General features: G+C 71.7%; 15 protein-coding genes. 10 read left to right on the top strand and 5 right to left on the bottom strand.

Features of this window, described 5'->3' with window-relative positions; all coding sequences use genetic code 11:
* Nucleotides 1-123 precede the first annotated feature (123 nt).
* The 5 genes from ACQKM2_RS16540 to ACQKM2_RS16520 all read left to right on the top strand — a co-directional run bounded on the left by ACQKM2_RS16540 (nucleotide 124) and on the right by ACQKM2_RS16520 (nucleotide 4,255).
* A complete protein-coding gene (locus tag ACQKM2_RS16540; protein WP_427710319.1) occupies nucleotides 124-1,533 on the top strand; it encodes a family 2B encapsulin nanocompartment shell protein in 1,410 nt (469 codons plus the stop codon).
* On the top strand, nucleotides 1,521-2,585 hold the full coding sequence (locus tag ACQKM2_RS16535) for a family 2 encapsulin nanocompartment cargo protein polyprenyl transferase (protein ID WP_427710487.1): 1,065 nt from the start codon (nucleotides 1,521-1,523) through the stop codon (nucleotides 2,583-2,585). Before ACQKM2_RS16540 ends, ACQKM2_RS16535 begins: the two co-directional genes overlap by 13 nt.
* A 148-nt stretch (nucleotides 2,586-2,733) precedes the next feature.
* A complete protein-coding gene (locus ACQKM2_RS16530; protein WP_427710317.1) occupies nucleotides 2,734-3,327 on the top strand; it encodes a GNAT family N-acetyltransferase in 594 nt (197 codons plus the stop codon).
* A gap of 99 nt (nucleotides 3,328-3,426) precedes the next feature.
* Entirely contained in the window at nucleotides 3,427-4,011 is a 585-nt protein-coding gene (locus ACQKM2_RS16525; RefSeq protein ID WP_427710315.1) for a dihydrofolate reductase family protein, read from the top strand.
* A gap of 46 nt (nucleotides 4,012-4,057) precedes the next feature.
* On the top strand, nucleotides 4,058-4,255 hold the full coding sequence (locus ACQKM2_RS16520; protein ID WP_427710313.1) for a hypothetical protein: 198 nt from the start codon (nucleotides 4,058-4,060) through the stop codon (nucleotides 4,253-4,255).
* A 34-nt stretch (nucleotides 4,256-4,289) separates the two neighbouring features.
* Here the strand turns inward: ACQKM2_RS16520 and snpA are convergent, their stop codons facing one another.
* Nucleotides 4,290-4,949: a snapalysin gene (gene snpA / locus ACQKM2_RS16515; RefSeq protein ID WP_427710312.1), complete on the bottom strand. Its 660-nt coding sequence runs from the start codon at nucleotides 4,947-4,949 to the stop codon at nucleotides 4,290-4,292.
* 224 nt (nucleotides 4,950-5,173) lie between these two features.
* On the opposite strand from snpA, the gene ACQKM2_RS16510 reads away from it, so the two are divergent.
* The 3 genes from ACQKM2_RS16510 to ACQKM2_RS16500 all read left to right on the top strand — a co-directional run bounded on the left by ACQKM2_RS16510 (nucleotide 5,174) and on the right by ACQKM2_RS16500 (nucleotide 8,127).
* Nucleotides 5,174-6,106, top strand: coding sequence for a LysR substrate-binding domain-containing protein (locus ACQKM2_RS16510; protein ID WP_427710310.1), 933 nt, complete (start codon nucleotides 5,174-5,176; stop codon nucleotides 6,104-6,106).
* A gap of 217 nt (nucleotides 6,107-6,323) precedes the next feature.
* Complete coding sequence (locus tag ACQKM2_RS16505) at nucleotides 6,324-7,241, top strand: DUF4097 family beta strand repeat-containing protein (protein ID WP_427710308.1); 918 nt, start codon at nucleotides 6,324-6,326, stop codon at nucleotides 7,239-7,241.
* Between the two features lies 1 nt (nucleotide 7,242).
* On the top strand, nucleotides 7,243-8,127 hold the full coding sequence (locus ACQKM2_RS16500) for a helix-turn-helix transcriptional regulator (RefSeq protein WP_427710306.1): 885 nt from the start codon (nucleotides 7,243-7,245) through the stop codon (nucleotides 8,125-8,127).
* A gap of 14 nt (nucleotides 8,128-8,141) precedes the next feature.
* On the opposite strand, the gene ACQKM2_RS16495 is transcribed toward ACQKM2_RS16500, so the two are convergent.
* The 4 genes from ACQKM2_RS16495 to ACQKM2_RS16480 form a co-directional block, all read right to left on the bottom strand.
* Nucleotides 8,142-8,702: a Clp protease N-terminal domain-containing protein gene (locus ACQKM2_RS16495; RefSeq protein ID WP_427710304.1), complete on the bottom strand. Its 561-nt coding sequence runs from the start codon at nucleotides 8,700-8,702 to the stop codon at nucleotides 8,142-8,144.
* The gene (locus ACQKM2_RS16490) at nucleotides 8,702-8,911 is read right to left on the bottom strand and encodes a helix-turn-helix domain-containing protein (protein ID WP_362467998.1); all 210 of its coding nucleotides are present in this window, start codon (nucleotides 8,909-8,911) and stop codon (nucleotides 8,702-8,704) included. The genes ACQKM2_RS16495 and ACQKM2_RS16490 overlap by 1 nt, the downstream gene beginning before the upstream one ends.
* A 59-nt stretch (nucleotides 8,912-8,970) precedes the next feature.
* The gene (locus tag ACQKM2_RS16485; RefSeq protein WP_427710301.1) at nucleotides 8,971-9,933 is read right to left on the bottom strand and encodes a zinc-binding dehydrogenase; all 963 of its coding nucleotides are present in this window, start codon (nucleotides 9,931-9,933) and stop codon (nucleotides 8,971-8,973) included.
* A 391-nt stretch (nucleotides 9,934-10,324) separates the two neighbouring features.
* Nucleotides 10,325-11,527 carry an NAD(P)-dependent malic enzyme gene (locus tag ACQKM2_RS16480; protein WP_007266483.1) on the bottom strand — a complete coding sequence of 401 codons (1,203 nt, stop codon included), beginning with the start codon at nucleotides 11,525-11,527 and terminating at the stop codon, nucleotides 10,325-10,327.
* Between the two features lie 526 nt (nucleotides 11,528-12,053).
* Here ACQKM2_RS16480 and ACQKM2_RS16475 point away from each other — a divergent pair.
* Both ACQKM2_RS16475 and ACQKM2_RS16470 read left to right on the top strand, forming a co-directional pair.
* Nucleotides 12,054-13,004, top strand: coding sequence for an ABC transporter substrate-binding protein (locus tag ACQKM2_RS16475; protein ID WP_427710299.1), 951 nt, complete (start codon nucleotides 12,054-12,056; stop codon nucleotides 13,002-13,004).
* A 29-nt stretch (nucleotides 13,005-13,033) separates the two neighbouring features.
* Nucleotides 13,034-13,981, top strand: a complete 948-nt coding sequence (locus tag ACQKM2_RS16470) for an amino acid ABC transporter permease (RefSeq protein ID WP_427710297.1) — start codon at nucleotides 13,034-13,036, stop codon at nucleotides 13,979-13,981.
* Nucleotides 13,982-13,986: the final 5 nt, after the last annotated feature.

The raw sequence follows: 13,986 nt of genomic DNA, 5'->3' as shown, positions 1-13,986 counted from the left end.
TTGAACCTTTGAGCATGCCCCGGCCCGCCGGCGCTAGTCCCACCCGTTTGTGTAGTGGCCCGGCCGCGCAGCGCACTGGAAGGCTTCCGTCCCGCACACCACGGAGTGATCGGAAGGAAATACATGTCGGTCCAGGCAGGTTCCGAAGCCGAATCCCGGACACCGCAGAGCAGTCTCGGGACCGCGGCCGCGCGGAACTTGGCAACCACGACCAAGTCCGCGCCGCAGATGCAGGAGATCACCTCCCGGTGGCTGCTCAAGACCCTCCCGTGGGTCCCGGTGCAGGGCGGCACCTACCGGGTCAACCGCCGCCTCAGCCACACCGTCGGCAACGGAGTCGTCGAGTTCGTCAAGACCGGCTCCCGGGTCCAGGTCATCCCGGCCGAACTCGGCGAGCTGCCGCTGCTGCGCGACTACGACGACGCGGAGGTCCTCACCGAACTCGCCGGCCGCTGCCGCCAGGTCGACTTCGAGGCCGGACAGCAGCTCACCTCCTTCGGCAGCCCCTCCGACCAGGTCTTCCTGCTCGCCCACGGCCGCGTCGAGCAGATCGGCCCCGGCCCCTACGGCGAGGACGCCGTCCTGCGGACCGTCGCCGACGGCGCCTACTTCGGCGAGGCCTCCCTCACCGACGGGGCGGCCATCTGGGAGTACACCGCCCGCGCGGCCACCCCCGGTACGGCCCTCGTGCTGTCCCGCGAGGACTTCCTGCTCCTCGCCGACCGGGCCGACTCGCTGCGGGCGCACGTGGACCGCGTACGCACCCGGCCGGCGCGGCCCGTCAACCCGTACGGCGAGGCCGCGATCGAGCTCTCCGCCGGCCACGTCGGCGAGGCCGTCCTCCCGCGCGCCTTCGCCGACTACGAACCCCGCCCGCGCGAGTACGGACTCTCCATTGCACAAACGGTCCTGCGCGTCCACACCCGCGTCGCCGACCTCTACAACCACCCGATGAACCAGACCGAGCAGCAGTTGCGGCTCACGGTCGAGGCGCTGCGCGAGCGCCAGGAGCACGAGATGCTCAACAACCCGGAGTTCGGCCTGCTCCACAACGCCGACTACGACCAGCGCATCCAGCCCCACGACGGCGCGCCCACCCCGGACGACTTCGACGCCCTGCTCGGCATGCGGCGCGACTCCAAGCTGTTCCTCGCGCACCCCGGGGCCATCGCCGCCTTCGGCCGCGAGTGCAACAGGCGCGGGCTCTACCCCGAGACGGTCGACGTCGCCGGCACCCGGGTGACCGCCTGGCGCGGCGTGCCGATCTTCCCGTCCACCAAGATCCCGGTCACCGCGGCCCGTACGACCTCCATCCTGTGCATGCGCACCGGCGAGGAGGAGCAGGGCGTCATCGGCCTCCACCAGCCCGGCATCCCCGACGAGATCGAGCCGAGCACGTCCGTGCGCTTCATGGGGATCAACGACCAGGCGATCATCTCCTACCTGGTCACCGCCTACTTCTCCGCCGCCGTCCTGGTGCCGGACGCGCTCGGCGTCCTGGAGAACGTCGAGATCGGCCGCTGGGACCGGTGACCGCCGACACCGCCGGCACCGTGGTCACGGGCGAAGGGCAGGAAGCGGCGGCCCTGCTGGAAGCGACCAGGGGAACGGTCGACCCGGAACTCCGCCGGGCCGTCGAGGGCCTGCCCGCGGCGATGCGCCGGGTGGCGATGTACCACTTCGGCTGGGAACGCGAGGACGGCGCCCCCGCCGCGGGCGGCGCGGGCAAGGCCATCCGGCCCGCACTCGTGCTCGCCTCGGCGCAGGCCCTGGGAGCGCCCGCGGAGGCCGTCCGGGGCGCCGTACGGGCGGCGGCGGCCGTGGAGCTCGCGCACAACTTCACGCTGCTGCACGACGACATCATCGACCGGGACGTCCGCCGCCGCGGGCGGCCCACCGCCTGGACCGTCTTCGGGACCCCGCACACGATCCTCGCGGGCGACGCCATGATGGCGCTCGCGCTGCGACTGCTCGCCGAGGACCCGCATCCGGCCTCGGCCCGGGCCTCGGCGCGGCTCGCGGCCTGCGTCGTCGAGCTGTGCGAGGGGCAGCAGGCGGATTGCGCCTTCGAGGAGCGCGCGCACGTCTCGCTCGACGAGTGCCTGACCATGGCGGCGGCCAAGACCGGGGCCCTCCTGGGCTGCGCGTGCGCGCTGGGCGCCCTGTACGCGGGGGCCGGGCCGGAGGAGGTCGAGGCCGTGGACGCCTTCGGGCGGGAGGCGGGGCTGGCCTTCCAGCTGATCGACGACCTGATCGGCATCTGGGGCGATCCCGGGCACACCGGCAAGCCGGCCGGGGCCGATCTGCTCGCCCGCAAGAAGTCCCTCCCGGTCGTGGCCGCCCTCACCTCGGGCACGGAGGCCGGGGAGGAGCTGGCTCTCCTGTACGCGGGCCCGCTGAAGGAGGAGGACGTGTCCCGCGCCGCCCGGGCGGTGGAGCGGGCCGGCGGCCGCGACTGGGCGCAGGCCCACGCCGCCGACCGGATGGGCCGGGCGGTGCAGGAACTGTCCCGGGCGGTGCCCGACCTCGCGGCGGCGGGCGGGCTGCTGGCGCTCGCGGAGTTCGTGACGCGGCGCACCAGGTAGCGGCCGGCTCGGTCCGGTGCCGCGGAGCGGTCTGTTCCGGCGCTGCGGGGCGCCGGAACAGGCCTTTTCGCGGGCGGGGGGCGGCAGGTGTGCGGGGCAACTCTAGGATCGCTCGCGGTAGTTGACCTGTGAGTGAAGGGTGTCACCCGTGGTGCTGGAGATACGTCAGGCGGATCAGTCGGACCGGGACGCGGTCGCGCGCCTGCTGGACGAGGCCTTCCGTGACGACCCCGTGAGCAGCTGGGTCTTCCCGGACCCGGAGCACCGGGCCGCCGTGCACGGCAGGTTCCTCGGGGTCTTCGTGGACGTCGCGCTGGCCGAGGGCCGGATCGACTACGCGGCGGACGGCTCGGCGGCGGCGCTGTGGCTGCGGATCCCGGCGGGGGAGCCGGAGGGCGAGGACGAGGTCCCGGCGAAGATGCGGGCGGTCGCCGACCCGGACAACGAGCGGTGCGAGCTGGTCGGCCGGCTCACCGGGGAGGTGCACCCCACCTCCGAGGAGCACGAGTACCTGCTGATGATCGCGGTCGCGCCCGGCCGGCAGGGCGAGGGGCTGGGCACCGAGCTGATGCGGCCGGTGCTGGAGCGCTGCGACCGGGAGGGGCTCCCGGCCTACCTGGAGGCGAGCAGCGAGCGCAGCAAGGGGTTGTACGAGCGGCTCGGGTGGGAGTTCACCGGTGAGGCGGTGCAGCTGCCCGAGGGTCCGCTGATGTGGCCCATGTGGCGCAAGCCGAGGGGCTGAACGGGACCCCGGAAAATGGGGATTGGCAAAGTACTTCAAGTGAAGTACTTTCATTGACGTGCCCCGGAGCGGCGGCACCCCCGAACGGAAGAGGATCGCTTGCGCAAGCTCACGTACTTCATCGCCACCACCGTCGACGGCTTCATCGGAGCCCCGGACGGCGATGCCGATTTCATCTACAGCTACGTCGACCCGGAGTTCATCGCCCTCCTGACGGCCGAGTACCCGGAGACGATCTCCGGCGCCGGACGCAGGCAGCTCGGCATCGACGATGCCGCGCCCAAGCGCTTCGACGCGGTGATCATGGGCCGCAACACCTACGAGCCCGGCCTCAAGGCGGGCATGCCCAGCCCCTACGGCCACATGCGCGAGCAGTACGTCGTCTCCCGCAGCCTCACCACCCCGCCGGACCCCGGCGTCCGGCTCATCAGCGGCGACCTCGTCGCCCGGGTGAGGGAGATGAAGGCGCGGGACGGGCTCGGCATCTGGCTGTGCGGCGGAGCCGACCTCGCGGCCCAGCTGGTGGACGAGATCGACGAGTACATCGTCAAGACCTACCCCGTGGTCGTCGGGACCGGCATGCCGATGTCCCGCGCCGGGTTCGGCGTGCGCCCCCTGGAGCTCACCGGGTGCACCGCCCTCGGCGGCGGCCAGGTCGTCACCTCGTACGACGTCAGGCGCTGACCGGCCGGCCGCGCCACAACGCGCGAAACCGGCCTACCGTGGAGGTATGGCCGGTGAACAGCAGCAGCACGAGCGCGGGACGGTCGCCCCGCGGGCCGGACACGAGCAGCAGACGTGTCCGGCCTGCGGGCGTGCGGTGGAGACGGTGCTCCGACGGCGCAAGTCCCTGGGGATCTTCGTCCCCGAGTGGAGCCCGGGTCCCTGCCGGAACCCGGGCTGTGCCCGCTACGTCCCCGTGGGGTGACCCCTGGGGGGTGACCCCTGGGGGGGGGTGACTCCTAGCCCTTGGCGTCCAGACCCGAGGCGACCAGGCCGTTGGCCCACAGCTGGTTGACGCGCGCCCGCTCGGCGCTGTTCGGGTTGGCGTTCGTGCACGAGGTGCCCGGGCCGCCGCCCGACATCAGCTCGCTGCACGGACCCGAGTAGTGGTCCGGCAGGCCCAGCACGTGCCCGGTCTCGTGCGCCGTCACGCGGGTGGAGTTGTACTGCTGGTTCTGCCGGTAGTCCAGGAAGATGTAGCCGCGGCCGTGGCCGTCCGTGCTCGCGTACGAGCCGCGCGAGTCGTTGCCCTCGCGGTAGGAGAAGTTCCCGCCCGAGGACACCTCCTGGAGCTTCACGTTGGCGACCGAGCTGTTCCAGATCCGGGTGGAGTTGGCTATCTGGGTGCGGAAGCTCGGCGCGCTGCGGGTGTTGTAGGTGACGGTGACGGCCAGCGCGCCCGGGTTCGCGGCCCGCTGCTCGGCGACCGCCTGCTTCACGGCCTCGAAGAAGGCCCGGTTGGCGGCCTCGTTCTCCGTCGAACGCTCGTACGCGGCGTAGCTCGCCGGGTTGCCGGCGGGGGAGGCGGCCCCGGCCGAGGGGACGACACCGCCGATGGCGGCGGCGACACCGAGGCCGACGGCGGCGGCGGACAGCATGTTCCTGCGGGAGTGGCGCATGTGGGGGGCTCCTACTCGGCTGGTGCGGTGGGGGGTGGATGGGTCATCCGGTACCGGAGTCTGCGGGAGCCGATGGGGCCTGCGGATGATGTCAGAGCCCGATAGCGCGGAGCTATCGGGCGGGTTTCGGCAAGGTTCACCTTGGTCAACTGGCGTGAGAATGGCGGGATTCGGGGGGCTATCGGCGGCTGGTGCGGCACGCGGGGCCCGCCTACCCTCGGGTCATGGAGCTCGAGGTGAGGCACCTGCGCGCACTGTGCGCCATCGAGGACGCCGGCAGTCTGCACAAGGCCGCCCGGCAACTCGGCGTGAGCCAGCCCTCCCTGACGACGCAACTGCGCCGGATCGAACGCGCCCTGGACGGCGAGCTGTTCCTGCGCGAGCGGACCGGCTGCCGGCCCACCCCCTTCGGACGCACGGTGCTGGGACGGGCGCGGCCGCTGCTCGCGGACATGGCCGCGCTGGTCGCCGAGGCGCGGGCCGCGGCGAACGGACCCCGGCTGCGCATCGGTTCGACCGCGAGCCGGGCCCTGCCGGGCTGGCTGCGGCGGCTGCACCGGCGCGCACCGGAGACGGAGACCTCGCTGGTCGTCGACGTCTCGGCGAACGCGCTGCTGCGGATGGTGGCGGGCGGTCAGCTGGACGTGGCGTTCGTGCACGAGGTGGAGGGCAGCCCGCTGCGGGTGCCGGACGGGCTGGAGCTGCGGGTGCTGATGGAGCGGGAGCCGCAGTTCGTGTCCATGAGCCGGGACCATCCCGCCGCGCGGTCGCCCGTGGTGGCGTTAGAGGACCTGGCCGGGGACCGCTGGACGGTGGACCCCTCGGTCGACGGCGAGTGGGACGGCCTGCGGCGGGTCTTCGCGGGCGCGGGCGTCGACCCGCCCGTGCTGCACGCCGACTACCACACGGCGACCTCGCTGATCGTCTCCGGCGAGGCGGTGGCGCCGTGCCAGCCGACGTCCGGGCCGCGGGACGACATGGCCATCCGGCCGCTGTCGGGGGACCCGCTGGCGGTGCGGCTGCTCCTCGCGGCGCGGCCGGGGGAGCACGCGGAGGTCTTCGAGGACCTCCGCGACGCCTACCGCGAAGCCGCCCTCCGCACCCCGCCGTACCGAGCCTGGCTCCGCCGCAGCGGAAGCCCGCTGCTGGTGGCGTAGGGCCGGCGCCCGGACGCCTTCCCCCGGTTCCGTCCGGGGCCCCCGTACCGCGAACGCCGGCGGGGCTGGATCCTCCAGCCCCGCCGGCGTTCGGCCGTTCCGCCCCCCAGCACCCCGGCGCGTCAGGAAGGAAGTGCTTGACTTCGAGGTGCCGCGATATATCGTGTCTACAGAAGACGCGATATGTTGCGTGCGTCAGCCTGAGGAGGAGCAGCACATGCCAGAGCAGATGACGTGGTCCGTCGCCGCACCGCAGAAGCTCACCTTCGAGCAGCCGGTCCACGACCTCCGCGTACGCGTCGTGGGCGGCACCGTCAACGTGGTCGCCGCCGAGGAGGGCCCGGCCCGGCTGGAGGTCGCCGAGGTCGACGGGCCGCCGCTGCACGTGGTCCAGGACGGCGGCACCCTCACGCTGTCCTACGAGGACCTCCCCTGGAACGGCTCCCAGGGCTTCCGGAAGTGGATCGAGGGCAAGCCGTGGAAGGCCTGGACCGGCTCGTCCCCGGACGGCCGCAAGGCCTGGGAGCGCAGCGTCACCGTGACGCTGACCGTCCCCGCCGGCACCCGCGTCCAGCTGGCCACCGTCAGCGCCGCCGCCTTCGTGTCCGGCATCTCCGGCGGTACCGAGGTCAACGGGGTCTCGGGCGACGCGACGCTGGTCGGGCTCTCCGGCCGGGTGGAGGCGCGGACGGTGTCCGGCGGCGTCGAGGCGCAGTCCGTCGCCGGTGAGTTCGGCTTCCACTCGGTCTCCGGCGGCCTGACGGTCGTCGACGGCGCGGCCGGCAGCGTACGGGCCGACTCCGTCAGCGGCGACATGCTCATCGACCTCGTCCCCGACCCGGCCGCCGCGGGGCCGGTGGACGTCTTCCTGAACTCCGTCTCCGGCCAGGTGGCCATCCGCCTCCCGCACCCCGCCGACGCCAAGGTCGAGGCCAACACCGCCACCGGCAGCGTCTCCAACGGCTTCGCCGACCTCCGCGTCACCGGCCAGTTCGGCGCCAAGCGGATCACCGGCACCCTCGGCGCCGGCACCGGCACCCTGCGCGCCACCACCGTCTCCGGGGCGATCGCCCTGCTGAGCCGCCCGCAGGAAGCCGCCGCCGCCCCCCTCCAGCTCGACAAGAAGGTGCTCTGACATGCCGCCCGTCTTCGCCCACGGCCGCCTCCGCCTCTACCTCCTCAAGCTGCTGGACGAGGCGCCCCGTCACGGGTACGAGGTGATCCGGCTGCTGGAGGAGCGCTTCCAGGGGCTGTACGCGCCCTCCGCGGGCACCGTGTACCCGCGGCTGGCCAAGCTGGAGGCCGAGGGGCTGGTCACGTACGCCACCGAGGGCGGGCGCAAGGTGTACTCCATCACCGAGGCGGGCCGCGCCGAGCTGGCGGACCGGGTCGGGGAGCTGGCGGACCTGGAGGTGGAGATCCGGGACTCCGTCTCCGAGCTGGCCGCCGAGATCCGGGACGACGTGCGCGGCGCCGCCGGCGACCTGCGCCGCGAGATGCGGGCCGCGGCCACCGCGACGGCGACCCACTTCGAGGACGAGTCCTGGAAGGCGGCCAAGGAGGAGTTCCGCAAGGCGAAGCAGGAGTGGAAGGAGCAGGCCCGCCGGGCCAAGGACGAGAGCCGCCGGGCCCGCGAGGAGGCCCAGCAGGCCCGCCGCCAGGCCAAGGAGGCCCAGGAGCGGGCCCGTGAGGAGGTGCAGCGGATCGCCGCGCAGCTCCAGGAGCAGTTCGCCAAGTCCGGCGGAGTCCTGGGCAGCCTGGCCGGGGCCTGGCTGGGGAACGGCCACCCCGCCCCCGCCCCCGAATGGGCGGCCGCCCCCGGACCCGCGGGCTCGGGCTGGGCCGAGGACCTGACGCCCACCGCGGACCCGGCGCGGGACCTGGACCGGCTGCTGGACCGCTTCCGCGACGACGTCCGCGACGCGGCCCGCGACCACGGCGTGACCCCGGCGCAGCTCGCCGAGGCCCGCGCCCACCTGGCGGCCGCCGCGGCCCGCATCGCGGCGGGCCTGAAGGGCTAGGGGGCGGACACCCCCTAGGCCGCGAGGCCGGTCTCCGCGGAGGCGTACGTGACTCCGTGGTCCGCGAGGACCTCGGAGACCGGGCCGGGGCGGGAGATCAGGGCCAGGAGCAGGTGGAGGGTGCCGATGTGGCGGTCCTTGCGGCCCAGGGCGACGCGCAGGGACTGCTCCAGGGTCTTCCTCGCGCCCTCGGTGAGGCGGATGTGCCGGTTCTCGGGTTCGGGGCGGCCCAGGGCCTCGCGGAGCGAGGACGCCATGCCCCGCCTGCGGGGTGCGGGGGCCGCGAGGGCGCCCTCGCCGTGGGTCTCCTCGATCCGGGAGACGATCTCCGAGAGGTCGATGCCGAGGCCCGCGAGGGCCTCCTCGTCCGCCTTGGACATCCCGCCCCGGCGGCGGGCCGCTTCCAGGCCGGCGGCGACGGCCGCGCGGTCCACGCCCAGCGGGGCCATCGCGCCGCCGTCCAGCAGGGCGAGCAGCAGGTGCTCCTCGGTGACGGCCCCGGCTCCGGCGGCCCGTGCCCGGGCCACGGCACCCGTCACCGCGTCCCGCGCGTCCCGGGTGAAGCGTTCGAACATCACAGCCTCCCGTGCTTCTTGTGTACGGCCTGCCGGCTGACGCCCAGTTCGGACGCGATCTCCTGCCAGGACCAGCCCTGCGCGCGGGCGCTGCGCACCTGTACGGCCTCCAGCTGCTCCAGCAGCCTGCGGAGGGCGGCCACGGCACGCAGGCCCACGCGCGGGTCCCGGTCGCCGGCGCGTGCGGCGAGGTCGGTCGCTTCGGTCATGCTGTCAATTTAGGTTGACACGGGAGGGGTGTCAACCCGGGTTGACGTGATCGGCGGGGTCAGACGGTGAGGACGATCTTGCCGAAGAGGTCTCCCGCTTCGAGCTTCTCGAAGCCCTCGCGGGCGCGGTCCAGCGGGAGGACCTGGTCGATGACGGGGCGGATGCCGGTGGCCGCGCAGAAGGACAGCAGGTCCTCCAGCTCGTCCTTGGTGCCCATGGTCGAGCCGACCACCTTCAGCTCCAGGAAGAAGATCCGGTGCAGCTCGCCCGCCGGCGGGGTGCCGCCGCTGGTCGCGCCCGAGATCACCAGGGTGCCGCCGGGGCGCAGGCTCTTGACCGAGTGCGACCAGGTGGCGGCGCCCACCGTCTCGATGACCGCGTCCACCCGGTGCGGGAGCCGCGCGCCCGGCTCGTACGCCTCCACCGCGCCCAGTTCCACGGCCCGCTTGCGCTTGGCCTCGTCGCGGCTGGTGGCGAAGACGCGCAGGCCGGCGGCCTTGCCCAGGACGATCGCGGCGGTGGCGACCCCGCCGCCCGCGCCCTGGACGAGCACGGAGTCGCCGGGGCGGACCCCGGCGTTGGTGAAGAGCATCCGGTACGCCGTCAGCCAGGCCGTCGGGAGGCAGGCGGCCTCCTCGAAGGACAGCTCGGCGGGCTTGCGCAGCACGTTCCAGGCGGGGACGGTCACCTGCTCGGCGAAGGTGCCCTGGTAGCGCTCGGTGAGGATCGAGCGGGGCTCGTCGGGGCCGACCCCGTGGCCGCTCTGGCCGATCACGGAGTGCAGGACGACCTCGTTGCCGTCCTGGTCGGTCCCGGCGGCGTCACAGCCGAGGATCATGGGCAGTTTGTCCTCGCCGAGGCCGACCCCGCGCAGCGACCACAGGTCGTGGTGGTTGAGGGAGGCGGCCTTGACGTTGACGGTCACCCAGCCGGGGCGGGCCCCGGGAGCCGGGCGCTCGCCCAGCTCAAGGCCGTTCAGCGGCTGGTCTCGGTCGATTCGGGCGGCATAGGCGGCGAACATGGCGCCAGACGCTACCGGTCGGTAGGCCGTCCTGGCCAGGGGCGGGTGATCGCGGACCGGCCGGAGCGGAAGTACTGGTTTGATGCTCAACTACCGGGCGTGCCAGCTGGTTTGTGCCTCGCATAGGACTAACCGGAACGTCAAGAAGGGTCTCGGAGAGGGGTAGGATTCAAGCCATGCGGCGCGCTCGTCATGAGCCTGTCACTCACGTCGCATTCTCGCTTTGCGTTCCCGCGTTCTCTCGCGCGCCCGGCAAGGAGGGCGGAACGACCCCTCCCGGTTCGGGGGCGGGGAGGGTGCGTTCCTGCGGCGGAACGACGCGCACGCGAAGAGGCCCGGCCGGATGGATCCGGCCGGGCCCCACTCGTACCGCTGTGGCTCAGCGTGGCGCTCAGGCCAGGCGGGCCACCCCGTCGGCCTTCGCCGCGGCGGCGACCGCGGCCGTGACGGCCTCGGCGACGCGCTCGTCGAACGGCGAGGGGATCACGTAGTCGGCGGCGAGCTCGTCACCCACGACACCGGCGATGGCGTCGGCGGCGGCGATCTTCATGCCCTCGGTGATCCGGGTCGCGCGGACCTTCAGGGCACCCGCGAAGATGCCCGGGAACGCCAGCACGTTGTTGATCTGGTTCGGGAAGTCCGAACGGCCGGTCGCCACGACGGCCGCGTACTTGTGCGCGACGTCGGGGTGGACCTCCGGGTTCGGGTTGGCCATGGCGAAGACGAAGGAGTTCTCCGCCATCGTGGCCACGGCCTCCTCGCCCACGGTGCCGCCGGAGACGCCGATGAAGACGTCCGCGCCCGCGAGGGCCTCCTCCAGCGTGCCGTTCAGGCCGGTCTTGTTGGTCAGGCCCGCGATCTCCGCCTTGACGTCCGTCAGGTCGGAGCGGTCCGAGGAGACCACGCCCTTGCGGTCGGTGACGCAGACGTCGCCGATGCCCGCGTCGACCAGGATCTTGGCGATGGCGATGCCCGCCGCGCCGGCGCCCGCGATCACGGCGCGCAGGTCGCCGAGGGTGCGGCCGGTGAGCTTCGCCGCGTTGCGCAGGGCGGCCAGCGTCACGATGGCCGTGCCGTGCTGGTCGTCGTGGAAGATCGGGATGTCCAGCGCCTCCTGGAGGCGGCGCTCGATCTCGAAGCAGCGGGGGGCGGAGATGTCCTCCAGGTTCACCCCGCCGAAGGACGGCGCCAGACGGATGACCGTCTCGACGATCTCGTCCGTGTCCTTGGTCGCGAGCGCGATCGGAACCGCGTCCACGCCGCCGAACTGCTTGAAAAGAATCGCCTTGCCCTCCATCACGGGGAGGGAGGCCTCGGGACCGATGTCACCGAGTCCGAGCACGGCCGTACCGTCGGTGACGACGGCGACCACGTTCGACTTCCAGGTGTACTCGTTCACGAGCTCCGGCTGCTCGGCGATGGCGGTGCACACCTTCGCCACGCCGGGGGTGTACGCCAGGGACAGGTCGTCCTTGTCGTTCACCGGGACCGTGGCCTGAATGGCCATCTTGCCGCCCCGGTGCAGCGCGAACACCGCGTCGGGGTTGTTGTCCGTCGCACTGTCGCTGCGAGGGTTGACGATCTCCGCTGCCACTTCGTGTGACCCCTTAAGTCCTTTGAATCGTTGAGGGTGGCCACTCCTGGTTAAGGGGTGGGCGGGCACCGCGTTCGTACTCCGCATCGACGGTTGGACCGCCTCCGCGGAGGGGAGGTTCGTACGCGCGGGCGCGCCGCACGCGCGCCCTGAGCCCCGGATGAGGGGTGTAAGGATCTGTTCTACCCGAAGAACACTCGCCCAGACGAGTCGATTCCGGACTGATCGTAGGGTCCTTGCCCCGGTTTTGGCTAAAAGTCCAAATCTCTCTGTCCAACAGGCGAGACGCACCGTAAATAGTGAGGTGAAAACGGCAGGTCACGGGGGTTTGTGCGGCTCCGATGGGCCTTGCCCGCAGTCCTGTTGGGTAGTCGGGGGCGCCCGTTATCTGATTTTGACCTCACGGGCACCCTGAATGCGTCAGTCCGAATGGCAAGATGCCGTAATCACACAAGGTCGCGGCACTCGATGGTGCGTGCCCGTCCTTCTCTCGGATGCTTTTCCACCCCTGTCGGAGGAACCGCTCATGACCGCAAGCACCACCCGTCGTACGACCGCCGCCCGGTCCCGGATCGCCGCGGTCGGCGCGATCGCGGTCGCCGGCGCCCTGATCCTCACCGGATGCGGCGACCAGACCGACGGCAACGGCTCCTCGAACTCGGGCAAGACCGACAACAGCGCCCCGCTGTTCTCGAAGCTCCCGAAGAAGATCCAGGACGCGGGCGTCATCAAGGTCGGCTCCGACACGGCCTACGCGCCGATGGAGTTCGTCGACGGCGGCAAGATCGTCGGTGTCGACCCCGACATCGCCGAGGCCCTCGGCAAGCAGCTCGGCGTGAAGTTCCAGTTCACCTCCGGCACCTTCGACGGCCTGATCACCTCCCTGGAGACCGGCCGCCAGGACATCGCGATGTCCTCGATCACGGACAACAAGAAGCGCCAGGAGGGCCTGGACGACAAGGGCCAGAAGATCGGCAAGGGCGTCGACTTCGTCGACTACTTCTCCTCCGGCGTCTCGCTCCTCGTCAAGAAGGGCAACCCGCAGAACATCAAGTCCCTCGACGACCTCTGCGGCAAGACCGTCGCCGTCCAGCGCGGCACCACGTACGAGGACACCTTCAAGGCCCAGGCCGAGAAGTGCGGCGACAAGAAGCTCACCATCGAGGCGTTCGACACCGACGCCGAGGCCCAGACCCGCGTCAAGGCCGGCGGCGCCGTCGCCGACCTGAACGACTTCCCGGTCACCGCCTACACGGCGAAGACCTCCGGCGGCGGCAACGACTTCGAGGTCGGCGGCCAGCAGGCCGACGTCGGCCTCTTCGGCATCGCGGTCTCCAAGGAGAACACCCAGCTGCGCGACGCGCTCAAGGAAGCCCTCGACGCCATCATCAAGGACGGCTCCTACGCCAAGGTCCTGGAGAAGTGGAACGTGAAGGACAGCGCCGTGCAGTCCGCCACGATCAACGCCGGCAAGTGATCCGAGAGCTCCACTGAAGGGCAGTCATTGTGACTGACAAGATCGACAAGGGTCCGGCCGCCACTCCGGCCGGACCCGGCGCCTCGGGCAACCCCTACGAGGCGATCAAGGCCATCCCCGTGCGGCACTACGGCCGCTGGATCAGCGCCGTGGCCGTCGCCGTCATCCTGGCGTGGCTGGTCTACGCCTTCTCCCAGGGCAAGATCATCTGGGGCACGGTCGGCGACAAGCTGTTCGACCCCGCGGTCCTCAGCGGCCTCGGCAACACCATCATCATCAGCATCTCGGCCATGGCGCTCGGCCTGGCGCTCGGCATCCTCTTCGCCGTGATGCGGCTGTCGAAGAACCCGGTCACGAGCTTCGTCTCCTGGCTCTACATCTGGTTCTTCCGCGGCACCCCGGTCTACGTGCAGCTGCTGGTCTGGTTCAGCCTCCCGCTGATCTTCCAGTACATCAACCTGGGCCCGATCTACAAGAACGAGACCGTCGACGTCATGACGCCGTTCATGGTCGCCCTCCTGGGCCTCGGCCTGAACGAGGGCGCCTACATGGCGGAGATCGTCCGTGCGGGCATCCAGTCCGTCGACGAGGGCCAGACCGAGGCCTCGCACGCCCTCGGCATGACCCAGACGCAGACCATGCGCCGCGTCGTGCTGCCGCAGGCGATGCGCGTGATCATCCCGCCGACCGGCAACGAGTTCATCAACATGCTGAAGACCTCCTCCCTGGTCTCGGCGGTGCAGTACACCGAACTCCTGCGCGCCAGCTCCAACATCGGCAGCACCGCCGGTGCCGTCATCGAGATGTACTTCGTGGCCTCCATCTGGTACCTCGCGCTGACCAGCGTCTTCAGCGTCGGCCAGTACTACCTGGAGCGCCGCTACGCCCGCGGCTCGCTGCGCAGCCTGCCGCCCACCCCCTTCGAGCGGCTCAAGGCCAACCTGAACATGTTCCGCCGTACGGAGGTGGCGAAGTGACCGCC

It is taken from the genome of Streptomyces sp. NPDC004126 (assembly GCF_050275515.1).
GTDB lineage: Bacteria > Actinomycetota > Actinomycetes > Streptomycetales > Streptomycetaceae > Streptomyces.
This window is presented reverse-complemented; position numbering and strand designations above follow the sequence as displayed.